This is a genomic window from Neorhizobium alkalisoli (assembly GCF_007829835.1).
GTDB lineage: Bacteria > Pseudomonadota > Alphaproteobacteria > Rhizobiales > Rhizobiaceae > Neorhizobium.
The window spans coordinates 1-12,841 of record NZ_VIWP01000026.1; the positions used below are offsets into that span (position 1 = coordinate 1).

Sequence of the window (12,841 nt, forward strand, 5' to 3'; positions counted from 1 at the left end):
CCCCGCTGAAAACATGCGAGGGACGGTTGAAACATGGGTCAATTCTCAATGGAAATATCGGGCTGCGCCGGGTCAGCTCTCAGTGGAAATCAACAGGTTAACGCCTTTTCGGGATGTTTGCCGCTTTTAAGCTGCCTTGACATGCCAAATACCCCACATTTCGCCCCACATTTCTTGCTGGCTTCTGCGGGATTGTAAAGACCCATTGGACGAATTGTTGTTAGCGCGTTATTGATAACACTGCATTATTACATGAACGTGGACGCATCTGGATCTTAATTTGGCGGTCACTCTCTCCGCCATAAATTACATTGAGACACTGATTATTGGGCATGAAGATTTCTTCATGCCACGAAATTAGCGCCGCCACTTCTGCTACGGCGCCTGAAGCCGTGGTTTCCGGCAAGCGCCGGGGTCAATAAATACTTACCGCCTGGCTAATAATGAGGCCTTTGCGATGGCAAGTCTGAAGGTTGAGAGTTCTATCTCCTAGATTGAGGATGTGGCACGCAGTGATGTCATTCGTATCCAGGCAGTCGGTCCTACATCAATCGCGACCTCGGTTCCCCTAAACCGATCAAGATCCTGAACGGTTCTACGTGCCGGCGGCAGGTAACATCCTGTCATTCGAGGTTTTGCATAGGGACCTTCTCAATCGCTACCTGCTACCACTGCTTCGAATAAGAGGCGCCGCAATCTCCAGTGCGATCGGAAAGACAGGCTCTGTTGGCTTTATCGGAATGTACGCAATGTCCCGCCCAATCGGCTGATCGATTTCTCCCGCAGATCCGATCCTTGCTCACTTCGAACCCATGCCATCAATCCGTCTTGCAAAGATAATCCATATGTGAAAATAATCTTCACATAAGAAGATAAGGCGAGCGCTTTACCGCGTCGCCGATACGGCGGCGAGGAGGCTAGCCGGGAGGATGTGGAAGTCGTTTGCGAACGACGGCTTTACCCTGCCTGACATTTCCACCCGTCATAGAGACAATGAAACCAGCCGATGGGTTCGGCGTGACGGGAAATGCAATGACGCAGAAAAACGATCTTCCTCTGAGTGGCCTTGTCGTCGTCGACATGAGCCAATTTCTTTCCGGCCCCTACTGTTCGCTGCGCCTGATGGATCTGGGCGCTCGGGTGATCAAGATCGAACGTCCGGACGGCGGCGATCTCTCGCGCCGGCTTTACCTGAGCGATACCGAGATCGGCGGGGATTCCACGATCTTTCATGCGATCAACCGGGCAAAGGAAAGTCTGGCGATCGATCTCAAGAATGAGGGAGATCTGCAGGCGCTTCGAAAATTGCTGTTGAAGGCGGACGTGCTGATCCAGAATTTCCGTCCCGGCGTCATCGAGCGGCTCGGTCTGGATTATGAGGCGGTCAGGCAGCTCAATCCCCGCCTCGTTTATGCGTCGATCAGCGGCTATGGCGAGGAAGGGCCCTGGGTCAAACGTCCTGGCCAGGATCTTCTGGCCCAGTCGAGATCCGGCGTGATGTGGTTGAATGGTGATGACAACCAGGGGCCGGTGCCGTTCGGGCTTGCGATCGGCGACATGCTGGCCGGTGCCGCAGTCTGCCAGGGCATTTTGGCGGCACTCGTGCGGCGCGGCGTGACGGGACAGGGAAGCCATGTCGAGACCAGCTTGCTGGAAGCGCTGGTCGATTTCCAGTTCGAGGTTCTGACCACCCATCTCAATGACGGGCGGCGCCTGCCGAAGCGTTCGAACTTTCGCAGTGCGCATGCCTATCTGGCTGCACCTTACGGCGTCTATGCGGCGCTCGACGGATATCTTGCGGTGGCGATGACGCCGATACCGCGGCTTGCGGACCTGCTCGACATGCCCGAGCTCGCACCCTATCGCGACAAGCCCGCGAGCTGGTTCGTGGAGCGAGACGATATCAAGCAGCTGATCGCCAGGCGGATCGAGACAAGGACGGTGGATGAATGGCTGGCAATCCTCGAGCCTGCCGATATCTGGTGCGCCAAGGTGCTGAACTGGAACGAGCTGATGGACAATGACGGGTTTAAGGCGCTCGACATGCTGCAGACCGTTACGCGCGAGGACAATGTCTCCATCCTGACCACATGCTCGCCGCTGAGGGTGAATGGTGAGCGGCCGAAATTCGATCGCGCCGCGCCGCGCATCGGTGAACACAGCCATGCCATTCGCGAGGAGTTCGGCCTGTGAGCAAGGGTGTTCTGAAGGGAATGACCTGGAGCCATCCGCGCGGATATGATCCCATGGTTGCCGCGTCACGCCTCTATGAAGAGAAGACTGGCGTTGAGGTCACCTGGGAAAAACGCTCCCTGCAGGATTTCGAATCTTTTCCGGTGGAGGAACTTGCCCGCAGCTACGACCTGATCGTCATCGATCATCCGCATGTCGGGCAGATCACCAAGGAAGGGTGCCTTCTGCCCTTGGACGTGGCGGGACGTGAGGACGAACGCGAGGCGCTCGAACGCGGCAGTGTCGGCGCATCCTATCCAAGCTACTTGTGGCAAGGGCGGCAATGGGCTTTTCCAATCGATGCGGCCACCCAGGTCCAGGCCTATACGCCGGATCTGCTTCCCAGACCGGTTTCGACATGGGCTCAGGTCATCGAGCTTGCGCGCGAAGGGCGTGTGCTTCTGCCGTTGCGCGCGCCGCATTCGTTGATGACCTTCTATACGCTCTCAGCCAATATGGGGAATGCCTGTGCCACCCATGGGCCGGGCAGTCTCATTGATCCGACAGCTGGCATCAGGATGGTCGAGATGATGTGCGAGATCGCGCAACTCATCGATCCGGCCTGTTTCGACATGGATCCGATCGCCGTGTTCGAAAAAATGGCAGAGCCGGGCAGCAATATCGCCTGTGCGCCGCTGATCTATGGTTACGTCAACTATGCGATGCCGGGTTTTCGCGAGAGGCTGATCCGGTTTGCCGATATTCCTGTGTCGGGTGGTCTCGGGCCGGTCGGGTCGGCATTGGGTGGAACGGGTATCGCCGTATCAGCCTTCACCGGGCACGCGGATGCCGCCATCGATTTCGCCTATTGGGTGGCAAGTGGAGCGCTGCAACGGGGGGCTTATGCGGCCGCAGGCGGTCAGCCGGGGCATGCGGCGGCTTGGGAGGACGATGCGGTCAATGAGGCAACGTCGAATTTCTATCGGGATACCCGCGAGACGCTCGAAGGCGCCTGGGTCCGACCACGGCATGATGGCTGTATGGGGTTCCAGCAGCAGGCTTCGGACCGGCTGAACGAAGGGCTGAAGAATGGCCATTCCGCCGATGCGATCATTGCGGATCTGAACCGGCTTTTTGCGGCGAGTTTTTAACGAGGGTCGACTGCGCAGAAATGGTTTTCCGCGCAGTCCTCTTTCTTTTGCCCTTTAAGCTGAAATTCCCCAGATGCGTTTTGCATTTCCGGACAGGACGCGCGTCTTCTGCTCGAGCGGGACACCGGATAAGAGCGCGTGCGTCGCGCCGACCCAGGCCGACAGGCCACCGCCCAAGGTGCAGACGGGCCAGTCGCTGCCCCATACCATGCGGTCGAAGCTAAAACTCGCAGCGACATGGTCGAAATAGGGTTTCAGGTCTTCAAGCGTCCAGTTCTCGGCGCCATAGGCTGGAATGCCGGAAAGCTTTACCGTGACATTGGGCCGTCTGGAAATCTCGGCAAGCGGAGCTTTCCAGGCGTCGAAACCGCCGCTCTTGATGTCTGGCACGCCGCAATGGTCCAGAATGAAGGAAACGTCCGATGCAAGATCGGCGAGTGCGGCCGCCTTGCCGATCTGGTGTGGCAGGACGCAGAGGTCGAATGTCAGGCCGGTACCGGACAGGCGCCGGATGTTTTCGCGGAAAAGCGCCCCTTCGGAAAGATCGTCCGGCATGACATGGAGCACGCGCCGAAAACCGCGAACCAATGGCTGGTTGCGAATCTCTGCGAGATATGCCGGAAAATCTGCCGATTCCGGTCGGCAGGAAGCGATTGCGCCCGCGAGCAGGCTGTTCTCATGGCCTGAGAGTTCGTTGATAAGGGCTGTCTCTCGGTTTATGTCGCCTTCCGCGACGTCGACCTCCATATGGAGCGCGGCGGCAATGCCGAGGCGCCGTGCCTCGCCGGCGTAACGCTCAAGCGTAAAATCCGCGTCGAGCGGCGGCACGCTGGACAGCCATGGATAGGAAAGCCTGGACCTGTAGATCAGGTGCAGGTGAGTGTCGATAATCATGCGGTCTCCTCCGTGGCCAAAAACTGCCACAGAAGAATTGCTTATTCAAATACGAATTTATCCGCCGTTCTCGTTAAAGCCGGCGCCGGCCATCTCGGAGAGTTTTCGCGTTGTCTCGCCGAGCAGCTGGATCGTGGCCGAAATATCCGGCGCGGCGCTGGTATTGATCAGCGTGATATAGGGGATCGTCAGGGCTGCAATGGCCATGCCGTCGGCGCCAATCACTGGTGCGGAGAGGTTGATGACGCCTGCCGTCTGGGCGCTTGGCATCATCTCGTATTCGCGCGAGCGGATCAGTTCGAGGCGGTTCAGAAACTCGGGCGTCATGCGCGACGCTTCACTGCCATTCTCGGCCACCATGCGCTCGCGCTCGCGATCGGAGCGGAAGGCGAGGAGAATATGGCCGGAGCCGGTGTCGAACAGGCTGATCCGGGAGCCGACGCGGATCGATATGCCCCAGTAACCGGGCGCTTCCTGCTGGGCGATCACCACGGCATTGCCGCGATCGAACACCACCAGCTGGTTGGCCTGTTTCGATGATTCGGCCAGTTCGCGCATGAGCGGGACGGCAAAGGAGACGAGCCGCCGCACGGGGGCGTGAAGCTGGGCCAGCCCGAACAGCTTCAGCGTCAGGGAGAACCGGTCGCCATCGAGCCGGGTGACGTAACCACGCTTCACCAGCCGGTCGAGCATGCGGTAGAATTCGTTGGGGCTGCGATCGAGACGCTTGGCAATTTCCGCCTGTGTCAGCCCGCCATCCACGGCGGCAAGCAGTTCAAGTATATCAAGTCCCTTGTCCAGCGCCGGCGCCCTGTAGCGATCGCTTTCTTCTTCTGACACACAAATCCCCTTTGGTGAATGATTGCCTTCATAGGCGCAGAAGCGAGCGTGTGCAATCACGAAATCCCTATTCGGGCTTGACGTAAAATGAATAATTGGTTTGTATATGAATGAAGCCCATGGGAGTACGGGCTCAAGGGAGGGTTAAATGTCGAAATTATTTGCCGGAATCGTGACCGGTTCATTGCTGCTGGCCTCTGGAGCGCTGGCAGCTGAACTTCCGGGCACGTTCAAGGGCGTCACGATCGACGCCAAGCTTATCGGTGGGCAGCAATATGAGGCCCTGTATGCGCGCATCGCCGAATGGGAAAAGGCGACCGGCGCGAAGGTGAACATTCTTTCCAAGAAGAACCATTTCGAACTCGACAAGGAAATCAAGTCGGATATCGCAACCGGCAATATCAGCTGGTGCGTCGGATCCAACCATTCCTCGTTCGCGCCGCAATATCCGGACATTTATACCGATCTGGCGGTGATTCTGCCGAAGACCGAGATTGCCGCTTTCGTGCCGTCGACGATCAAGGCCGCGACGCTTGGCGGCAAGCTCGTTATGCTGCCGCGTGCGCAGTTCGACGTTTCGGCGCTCTATTACCAGAAGAGCCTTTATCAGGACGACGCCAAGAAGAAGGCCTTCAAGGAAAAGTACGGTTATGACCTGACGCCGCCGGATACCTGGCAGCAGGTTGCCGATCAGGCCGCCTTCTTCTCACATCCGCCGGATTTCTACGGCACGCAGTTTGCCGGCAAGGAAGAGGCGATCAATGGCCGCTTCTACGAGATGCTGGTCGCCGAGGGCGGTGAATATCTCGACAAGGACGGCAAGCCGGCCTTCAATTCGGATGCCGGGGTGCGCGCGCTCGACTGGTTCGTCAAGCTCTACAAGGCAAAGGCTGTGCCGGCCGGCACGACCAACTATCTCTGGGACGATCTCGGCCAGGGCTTTGCTTCCGGCACGATCGCGCTCAATCTCGATTGGCCTGGATGGGCAAACTTCTTCAACGATCCGAAGTCTTCCAAGGTGGCCGGCAATGTCGGCGTCAAGGTGCAGCCGGCCGGCTCGTCCGGCAAGCGCACCGGCTGGTCCGGTTTCCACGGCTTCTCGGTGACCGAGAGCTGCGCTCACAAGGATGCCGCCGCGTCGCTTGTCTGGTTCCTGACCAACGAGGACAGCCAGAAGCTCGAAGCCGGTGCCGGCCCGCTGCCGACCCGCACGGCCGTCTGGGACTGGGATATCGCCCAGGCCGCAACCGATCCGTACAAGAAGGAAGTTTTGGGCGCTTTCCAGGCCGCGGCGACGCATGCCTTCGCCGTGCCGCAGACACCGTCCTGGATCGAGATCTCCAACGCCGTCTATCCTGAACTTCAGGCTGCCATCCTCGGAGACAAGTCGTCCAAGGATGCGCTGGATACTGCGGCCAAGAAGGCGACGCAGATCCTGGAAGATGCGGGCGCGCTCTGAGCCCTAATGATGGCGCCGGTTCCGGCCGGCGCCGCCTGACCGAATAGTTTCATCTCATCATTTTTCGAAGAGGATGCCCTGCCGTGTCGCGGCAGGCGTTTCTTCCCCGCATTCTAGAATACAGGAGGAGCCGACATGAAAGGCTGGAGGCCGCCGGCGCCGTTCATACTCTTATTGCCCGCCATCGTCGTGCTTGCGGCGGTCGTCATCGTGCCGCTGGTCCTGTCGCTCTATTCGAGTTTCACGGCATTCCGGCTGACACAGCCGGCTTCGCTCTACACGCTCATCGGTTTCCGCAATTATCAGCGCATCCTGACCGATATCGAGTTCTGGGCCGCATTTGGCCGCACGGTTCTGCTTCTGACGATCGCGCTCAATCTCGAAATGCTGCTCGGCCTCGGCCTTGCCATGCTGGTCGAGAAGGCGACGAGCGGTCAGCGCCTGCTGCGCACCATCATGATGTTTCCGATGATGTTCTCGCCGATCCTGGTTGGCTTCCAGTTCAAGTTCATGTTCAATGACAATATCGGCCTCGTGAACAACACGCTGCAGTCGCTTGGTCTGTCCAGCCAGGCGATCCCGTGGCTGATCGACGGCACGCTTGCCTTCATCGCCATCCTCGTTGCGGAAATCTGGTCGTCCACCTCGGTCTTCGCGATCCTGATCCTCGCCGGCCTGCTCGCCATGCCGAAAGAGCCGATCGAGGCGGCGCGTGTCGATGGCTGCACGCCCTGGCAGACCTTCCGCTACGTCACCTGGCCGTTCATCATGCCCTTTGCCTATATCGCCATGACCATCCGCTCGCTGGACGTCGCGCGCGCCTATGACATCGTCAAGATCATGACCGATGGCGGCCCGGCAAAACGCACGGAACTGCTGTGGACGCTGATTTCACGCACGGCTTATGCCGATGCCCGCATGGGTGTCGCCAATGCCATGGCCTATGTGGCGATCCTGCTGTCGATCGTCTTCACCGCCTATTTCTTCCGCAAGCTTTCGGCTGCGCGGACCCAGATTGCTGCGGAGTGGTGAGATGAACGAGAACAGCAAGGCCCGCGCCACGGCGCTCACCCTGTCGATCATCCATAAGATCGCGCTTTTTCTGGCAATGACCATCATTTGCCTGCCCGGTCTCTGGATCGTGCTTGCTTCCTTCCGGCCGACGGTCGAGATCATGGCGAAGCCACCCGTCTGGGTGCCGCAGGATCTGTCCTTCGATGCCTATGTCGCGATGTTTTCCGGCGTCGGGCAGGGCGGCATCCCGGTCATCGAATATTTCCGCAATTCGCTGATCATCTCCGTCACCTCGACGGTGATTGCACTGGCGATCGGCATGGCCGGCGGTTACGCCTTTGCGCGGTTCCGCTTCCGGGCGAAGTCGGCAATCTTTCTCGGCCTGATGCTGACCCGCACGGTTCCTGGCATCGCGCTCTCCCTGCCGCTCTTCTTCGTTTATTCGCGGCTCGGCATCATCGACACACATTTCGGGCTGATCATGGCCTATGTGGCGCTGAACGTGCCCTTCACCATCTGGCTGATCGACGGATTTTTCCGGCAGGTGCCGAAGGATCTCGCCGAAGCTGCCCAGATCGATGGCTGCACCCGCTGGCAGGCCTTTTGGCAGGTGGAGTTTCCGCTCGCCGGACCTGGCATAGCATCCTCCGGCATTTTTGCTTTCCTGACATCCTGGAACGAGTTCGCGCTCGCCTCGCAGCTCACCCGTTCCGTCAATTCCAAAACCCTGCCTGTCGGCCTGCTCGATTACACGGCGGAATTCACCATCGATTGGCGCGGCATGTGTGCGCTCGCCGTCGTGATGATCATTCCGGCCCTCGTGCTGACCTTCATCGTCCAGAAGCATCTCGTATCCGGCCTCACCTCCGGCGCAGTCAAAGGATAATCCATGGCAACCGTTTCCCTCGAAAAGCTGGTCAAGCGCTATGGCTCGCTCGAAGTCGTCCATGGCATCGATCTTGAAGTCGCCGACCGTGAATTCATCGCCCTCGTCGGCCCATCCGGTTGCGGCAAATCCACGACCTTGAGGATGATCGCCGGTCTCGAACAGATCTCCGGTGGAGATCTCAGGATCGGCGGCAAGGTGGTGAACGACCTGCCGCCACGTGCGCGAAACCTCGCCATGGTGTTCCAGTCTTACGCGCTCTATCCGCATATGACGGTTCGCGAGAACATGGGCTTCTCGCTGAAGATTGCTGGCATGAAGCCGGAGGAAGTTGCACCGCGGGTCGACGAGGCCGCCGCAACGCTCGACCTCACCCATCTGCTCGATCGTCGTCCGTCGCAGCTTTCCGGCGGTCAGCGGCAGCGCGTGGCCATGGGCCGGGCGATTGTCCGTGATCCGGATGTCTTTCTGTTCGACGAGCCGCTTTCCAACCTCGATGCCAAGCTGCGCACGCAGATGCGCGTCGAGATCAAGAAACTGCATGCCAAGGTCCAGTCGACGGTCATCTATGTCACGCATGACCAGGTCGAGGCGATGACGCTTGCGGATCGCATCGTCATCATGCGCGACGGCTATATCGAACAGGTCGGCACGCCGGAGGAGGTCTTCCGTCGTCCGAATTCGAAATTCGTCGCCGGCTTCATCGGGTCGCCGCCGATGAACCTCAAGGATGCCGAGGTCACAGACGGCATGCTCGTCTTCGCAAACGGTGATCGCCTTCCCCTGCCGGAAAAGTTCAGGGATCGCGTTTCGAGCGGGCAGAAAGTGACATTCGGTCTTCGTCCAGACGATCTTTACCCGGTCGGCCACGGCATTCATTCCGGATCAGAAGCCGATGTCCACAAACAGGACCTGCGGGTGTTGCTGACCGAACCGCTCGGCAACGAAACGCTCGTCTTTTCGGAACTCGGCGGCGCCGAATGGGTGGCGCGCATGTTGAACCCGCGTCCGCTCGGCACGGGCGAGGTCCTGGCCTTCTGCTTCGACCTTGCGCAAGCGCATCTTTTCGATCGCGAAAGCGGCAGGTCCCTGAGAGGCTCACATGGCAAGGATTGAACGTATCGAACTCAAGATGGTCGATCTTCGCCCGAAGGTCGAACGCACGGACGCGATCCAGAGCTTTGTCAGCCAGGAAACGCCGCTGGTCACCATCACCGACAGCGATGGCGCGGTCGGCACCGGCTACAGCTATACGATCGGCACCGGCGGTTCCTCGGTCATGCGGTTGCTCGCCGACCATCTTGCCCCCCGGCTTATCGGGCGCGATGCCGACCAGATCGAAGCGATCTGGCATGACCTCGAATTCGCGACCCATGCCACGACGATCGGCGCTATCACCTCTATCGCGCTTGCCGCGATCGATACCGCGCTGTGGGATCTGCGGGCTCGCAAGCAGGGCCTGCCGCTGTGGAAACTGGCGGGCGGCGCCAAGGATCGCTGCCCGCTCTACACGACGGAAGGCGGCTGGCTGCATATCCCGGTCGAGGCACTGGTGGAGGATGCGCTCGACGCCAAATCCAAGGGTTTCACCGGTTCGAAGGTGAAGATCGGCAAGCCGCACGGTTCCGAGGATTATGCGCGCCTGTCGGCGGTCCGAAAGGCTGTCGGTGACGGCTACGAGATTATGACGGATGCCAATCAGGGTCTCTCCGTGGATGAGGCAATCCGCCGGGCGGACCGTTTGCGCGAACTCGATCTCGGCTGGATCGAAGAGCCGCTGCCGGCCGACGATATCGATGGTCATGTGCGGCTGAACCGCTCGACGTCGACGCCGATCGCGATCGGTGAATCCCTCTATTCGATCCGCCATTTCCGCGAATACATGCAGAAGGGCGCCTGCTCTATCGTGCAGGTCGATGCCGGTCGTATCGGCGGCATCACGCCATGGCTCAAGGTGGCGCATGCCGCCGAGGCCTTCGACATGCCGGTCTGCCCGCATTTCCTGATGGAACTGCATGTCAGCCTGACCTGCGCCGTGCAGAACGGCAGATATGTCGAATACATCCCCCAGCTCGACGACATCACCACCTCGCGCCTGAAGATCGAAAACGGCATGGCACTTGCGCCATTGAGCGCAGGTCTTGGTATCGATTGGGATTGGGACGCGATCGGCGCCCGGTCGATCGCCGAATTCGAACGTGAAATTCGCAAGGGAGGCTGAAGAGATGCAGCGCTACGGCATGGTGATCGGCGTCCGGCCCGAAAAAATCGACGAATACAAGCAGCTGCATGCGGCGGTCTGGCCCGATGTTCTGGCAATGATTTCCGCCTGCAACATCAGGAACTATTCGATCTTCCTCAAGGAGCCGGAGAATCTCCTGTTCTCCTTCTTCGAATATCACGGCGAGGACTATCAGGCGGACATGGCAAAAATGGCCGCCGACCCAAAAACCCAGGAATGGTGGTCCGTCTGCATGCCCTGCCAGGAACCGCTCGAAACGCGCGGAGAGGGAGAATGGTGGGCCACCATGGAGGAGGTCTTTTTCCATGCCTGATTTTTCCCCGTCCGCCCTGTCGCAATCCTGGCCGCTGCCATCAGCCCCGCGCCCCATCGTCACCTTCGGTGCAGGATCGATCGTCGGCGATGCACATTATCCGGCCTATCGCAAAGGTGGTTTTCCGATCGCCGGTCTCTTTGATCCTGATCTCGCCAAGGCGCAGGCGCTTGCCGATAGCTGGGGCGTGACGGCTTATCGCAGCGTCGAGGAGGCCGTAGCGGTTGAAGGCGCGATCTTCGATCTCGCAACGCCGCCGGGTGCGCACGCAAAGGTTCTCGAGGCATTGCCCGATGGCGCTTCGGTCCTGATCCAGAAACCGATGGGATCGGATCTTGCCGCGGCGACGGAGATACTTTCGATCTGCCGGCGGAAAGATTTGAAGGCCGCGGTCAATTTCCAGCTTCGTTTCGCACCGATGATGCTCGCCCTGAAGGATGCGATCAAAAAAGGGTTGCTGGGCGAGGTCGTCGATGTCGAGGTTCATCTGGCGCTCGATACGCCATGGCAATTGTGGTCGTTTCTCGAAGGCCTGCCCCGGATCGAGATCGCCATGCACTCGATCCATTATCTCGATGTGATCCGCCAGTTGCTGGGAGACCCGGTCGGGGTCCATGCAAAATCGATCGGTCATCCAGGCCACAAGATGGCGCAGACCCGCACGACAGCCATACTCGATTACGGCGACCGGGTTCGCTGCGCGCTTTCCATCAACCATGATCACAAGTTCGGCCGGCGGCATCAGGCATGCGAGTTCCGCATCTGCGGCACGGAAGGCGCCGCCTATCTGCAGCTCGGCGTCAATCTCGATTATCCTCGTGGTGAGCCTGACATCCTCGAAATCTACCCGAAGGGCGGTGATGGCTGGGTGCCGGTCGAACTCGACGGCACGTGGTTTCCGGATGCCTTTGTCGGGCGGATGGCAAACCTGCAGCACCATGCTGCCGGTGAGGACGCGGAACTCGTGTCCTCGGTGGAGGATGCCTGGATGACGATGGCACTGGTGGAGGCCGCCTATGCCTCAAGCGCTGCTCCGGCCACACCTCTTGCTGCGCGGCCTTAAGACAGGAACGATCTATGGAACAGCTCAAATATTTCGAGGAATACGAGATCGGTGACGGTCGCGAGACCTATGGACGGACGATCACCGAAACCGATTTCGTCGTTCATGCCGGCCATACGGGCGATTTCTTTCCGCATCACATGGATGCCGAATTCATGAAGACACAGGCATTCGGGCAGCGGATTGCCCATGGCACGATGGTGTTTTCCATCGGTGTCGGCCTGACGGCAAGCATCATCAATCCGGCTGCCTTTTCTTACGGATACGACCGAATGCGCTTCGTCAAACCGGTCTTCATCGGCGACACGATCCATACGCGCGTCACCATTACCGGCAAGGAGGATGACCCGAAGCGGGCCGGTTTCGGCCGGGTCATCGAACGGACCGAAGTCATCAACCAGAAGGGCGAGGTCGTGCTCGCCGCAGACCATATCTATGTCGTCGAGCGTCGGCCCAAGGCCGCCTGACGGATTTTTTAAGGAGTTATCATGTCAGGCTCTCTCAAGAACAAAACGGTCGTCGTAACGGCCGCGGGCCAGGGTATCGGGCGTGCGAGTGCGCTTGCATTCGCCGCAGCCGGCGCCAGGGTCTGGGCAACCGATATCAATGATGGTGCCTTGGCAACGCTGAACGGCTCTGCCGGCATCGAGACGGCCCGCCTCGACGTGCTGGATAGTGCAGCAGTCGAGGCATTCTTCGCCCGCATCGGCCCGGTCGACATCCTGTTCAACTGCGCCGGCGTCGTCCATGGCGGTTCGGTTCTGGAGATGACCGAAAAAGATCTCGACTTCGCCTTCGATCTCAATG

13 protein-coding genes are annotated in these 12,841 nt (G+C 59.4%); 11 read left to right on the plus strand and 2 right to left on the minus strand.

Annotated features, from left to right (window positions below; genetic code table 11):
- The first annotated feature begins 1,032 nt into the window (after nucleotides 1–1,032).
- Together FHW37_RS33165 and FHW37_RS33170 are read left to right on the plus strand one after the other, a co-directional pair.
- Complete coding sequence (locus FHW37_RS33165) at nucleotides 1,033–2,193, plus strand: CaiB/BaiF CoA transferase family protein (protein WP_145643826.1); 1,161 nt, start codon at nucleotides 1,033–1,035, stop codon at nucleotides 2,191–2,193.
- Nucleotides 2,190–3,323 carry an extracellular solute-binding protein gene (locus FHW37_RS33170; protein ID WP_246691062.1) on the plus strand — a complete coding sequence of 378 codons (1,134 nt, stop codon included), beginning with the start codon at nucleotides 2,190–2,192 and terminating at the stop codon, nucleotides 3,321–3,323. The genes FHW37_RS33165 and FHW37_RS33170 overlap by 4 nt, the downstream gene beginning before the upstream one ends.
- A gap of 54 nt (nucleotides 3,324–3,377) precedes the next feature.
- On the opposite strand, the gene FHW37_RS33175 is transcribed toward FHW37_RS33170, so the two are convergent.
- Both FHW37_RS33175 and FHW37_RS33180 read right to left on the minus strand, forming a co-directional pair.
- A complete protein-coding gene (locus FHW37_RS33175) occupies nucleotides 3,378–4,217 on the minus strand; it encodes an amidohydrolase family protein (protein WP_145643827.1) in 840 nt (279 codons plus the stop codon).
- 57 nt (nucleotides 4,218–4,274) lie between these two features.
- Entirely contained in the window at nucleotides 4,275–5,057 is a 783-nt protein-coding gene (locus FHW37_RS33180) for an IclR family transcriptional regulator (protein ID WP_145643828.1), read from the minus strand.
- Between the two features lie 148 nt (nucleotides 5,058–5,205).
- On the opposite strand from FHW37_RS33180, the gene FHW37_RS33185 reads away from it, so the two are divergent.
- The 9 genes from FHW37_RS33185 to FHW37_RS33225 form a co-directional block, all read left to right on the plus strand.
- The gene (locus FHW37_RS33185) at nucleotides 5,206–6,516 is read left to right on the plus strand and encodes an ABC transporter substrate-binding protein (protein ID WP_145643829.1); all 1,311 of its coding nucleotides are present in this window, start codon (nucleotides 5,206–5,208) and stop codon (nucleotides 6,514–6,516) included.
- Nucleotides 6,517–6,651: 135 nt separating this feature from the next.
- Complete coding sequence (locus FHW37_RS33190) at nucleotides 6,652–7,548, plus strand: carbohydrate ABC transporter permease (RefSeq protein WP_145643830.1); 897 nt, start codon at nucleotides 6,652–6,654, stop codon at nucleotides 7,546–7,548.
- A 1-nt stretch (nucleotide 7,549) separates the two neighbouring features.
- On the plus strand, nucleotides 7,550–8,416 hold the full coding sequence (locus tag FHW37_RS33195; RefSeq protein WP_145643831.1) for a carbohydrate ABC transporter permease: 867 nt from the start codon (nucleotides 7,550–7,552) through the stop codon (nucleotides 8,414–8,416).
- A 3-nt stretch (nucleotides 8,417–8,419) separates the two neighbouring features.
- Entirely contained in the window at nucleotides 8,420–9,532 is a 1,113-nt protein-coding gene (locus FHW37_RS33200) for an ABC transporter ATP-binding protein (protein WP_145643832.1), read from the plus strand.
- A complete protein-coding gene (locus tag FHW37_RS33205; RefSeq protein ID WP_145643833.1) occupies nucleotides 9,519–10,637 on the plus strand; it encodes a mandelate racemase/muconate lactonizing enzyme family protein in 1,119 nt (372 codons plus the stop codon). Before FHW37_RS33200 ends, FHW37_RS33205 begins: the two co-directional genes overlap by 14 nt.
- Before the next feature lie 4 nt (nucleotides 10,638–10,641).
- The gene (locus FHW37_RS33210) at nucleotides 10,642–10,971 is read left to right on the plus strand and encodes an L-rhamnose mutarotase (RefSeq protein ID WP_145643838.1); all 330 of its coding nucleotides are present in this window, start codon (nucleotides 10,642–10,644) and stop codon (nucleotides 10,969–10,971) included.
- Complete coding sequence (locus FHW37_RS33215) at nucleotides 10,964–12,034, plus strand: Gfo/Idh/MocA family protein (RefSeq protein ID WP_145643834.1); 1,071 nt, start codon at nucleotides 10,964–10,966, stop codon at nucleotides 12,032–12,034. Before FHW37_RS33210 ends, FHW37_RS33215 begins: the two co-directional genes overlap by 8 nt.
- Before the next feature lie 14 nt (nucleotides 12,035–12,048).
- Nucleotides 12,049–12,501 carry a MaoC/PaaZ C-terminal domain-containing protein gene (locus FHW37_RS33220; RefSeq protein WP_145643835.1) on the plus strand — a complete coding sequence of 151 codons (453 nt, stop codon included), beginning with the start codon at nucleotides 12,049–12,051 and terminating at the stop codon, nucleotides 12,499–12,501.
- A gap of 21 nt (nucleotides 12,502–12,522) precedes the next feature.
- Nucleotides 12,523–12,841 (plus strand): SDR family NAD(P)-dependent oxidoreductase (locus FHW37_RS33225; RefSeq protein ID WP_145643836.1); only part of this gene is annotated, 319 nt, incomplete at its 3' end.

Excerpts from the sequence above, each read along its gene's own strand:
- FHW37_RS33220 (WP_145643835.1), top strand. The coding sequence starts at position 12,049 with ATGGAACAGCTCAAATATTTCGAGGAATACGAGATCGGTGACGGTCGC.
- FHW37_RS33175 (WP_145643827.1), bottom strand. The coding sequence starts at position 4,217 with ATGATTATCGACACTCACCTGCACCTGATCTACAGGTCCAGGCTTTCC.
- FHW37_RS33190 (WP_145643830.1), top strand. The coding sequence starts at position 6,652 with ATGAAAGGCTGGAGGCCGCCGGCGCCGTTCATACTCTTATTGCCCGCC.
- FHW37_RS33165 (WP_145643826.1), top strand. The coding sequence starts at position 1,033 with ATGACGCAGAAAAACGATCTTCCTCTGAGTGGCCTTGTCGTCGTCGAC.
- FHW37_RS33195 (WP_145643831.1), top strand. The coding sequence starts at position 7,550 with ATGAACGAGAACAGCAAGGCCCGCGCCACGGCGCTCACCCTGTCGATC.
- FHW37_RS33210 (WP_145643838.1), top strand. The coding sequence starts at position 10,642 with ATGCAGCGCTACGGCATGGTGATCGGCGTCCGGCCCGAAAAAATCGAC.
- FHW37_RS33185 (WP_145643829.1), top strand. The coding sequence starts at position 5,206 with ATGTCGAAATTATTTGCCGGAATCGTGACCGGTTCATTGCTGCTGGCC.
- FHW37_RS33215 (WP_145643834.1), top strand. The coding sequence starts at position 10,964 with ATGCCTGATTTTTCCCCGTCCGCCCTGTCGCAATCCTGGCCGCTGCCA.
- FHW37_RS33205 (WP_145643833.1), top strand. The coding sequence starts at position 9,519 with ATGGCAAGGATTGAACGTATCGAACTCAAGATGGTCGATCTTCGCCCG.
- FHW37_RS33200 (WP_145643832.1), top strand. The coding sequence starts at position 8,420 with ATGGCAACCGTTTCCCTCGAAAAGCTGGTCAAGCGCTATGGCTCGCTC.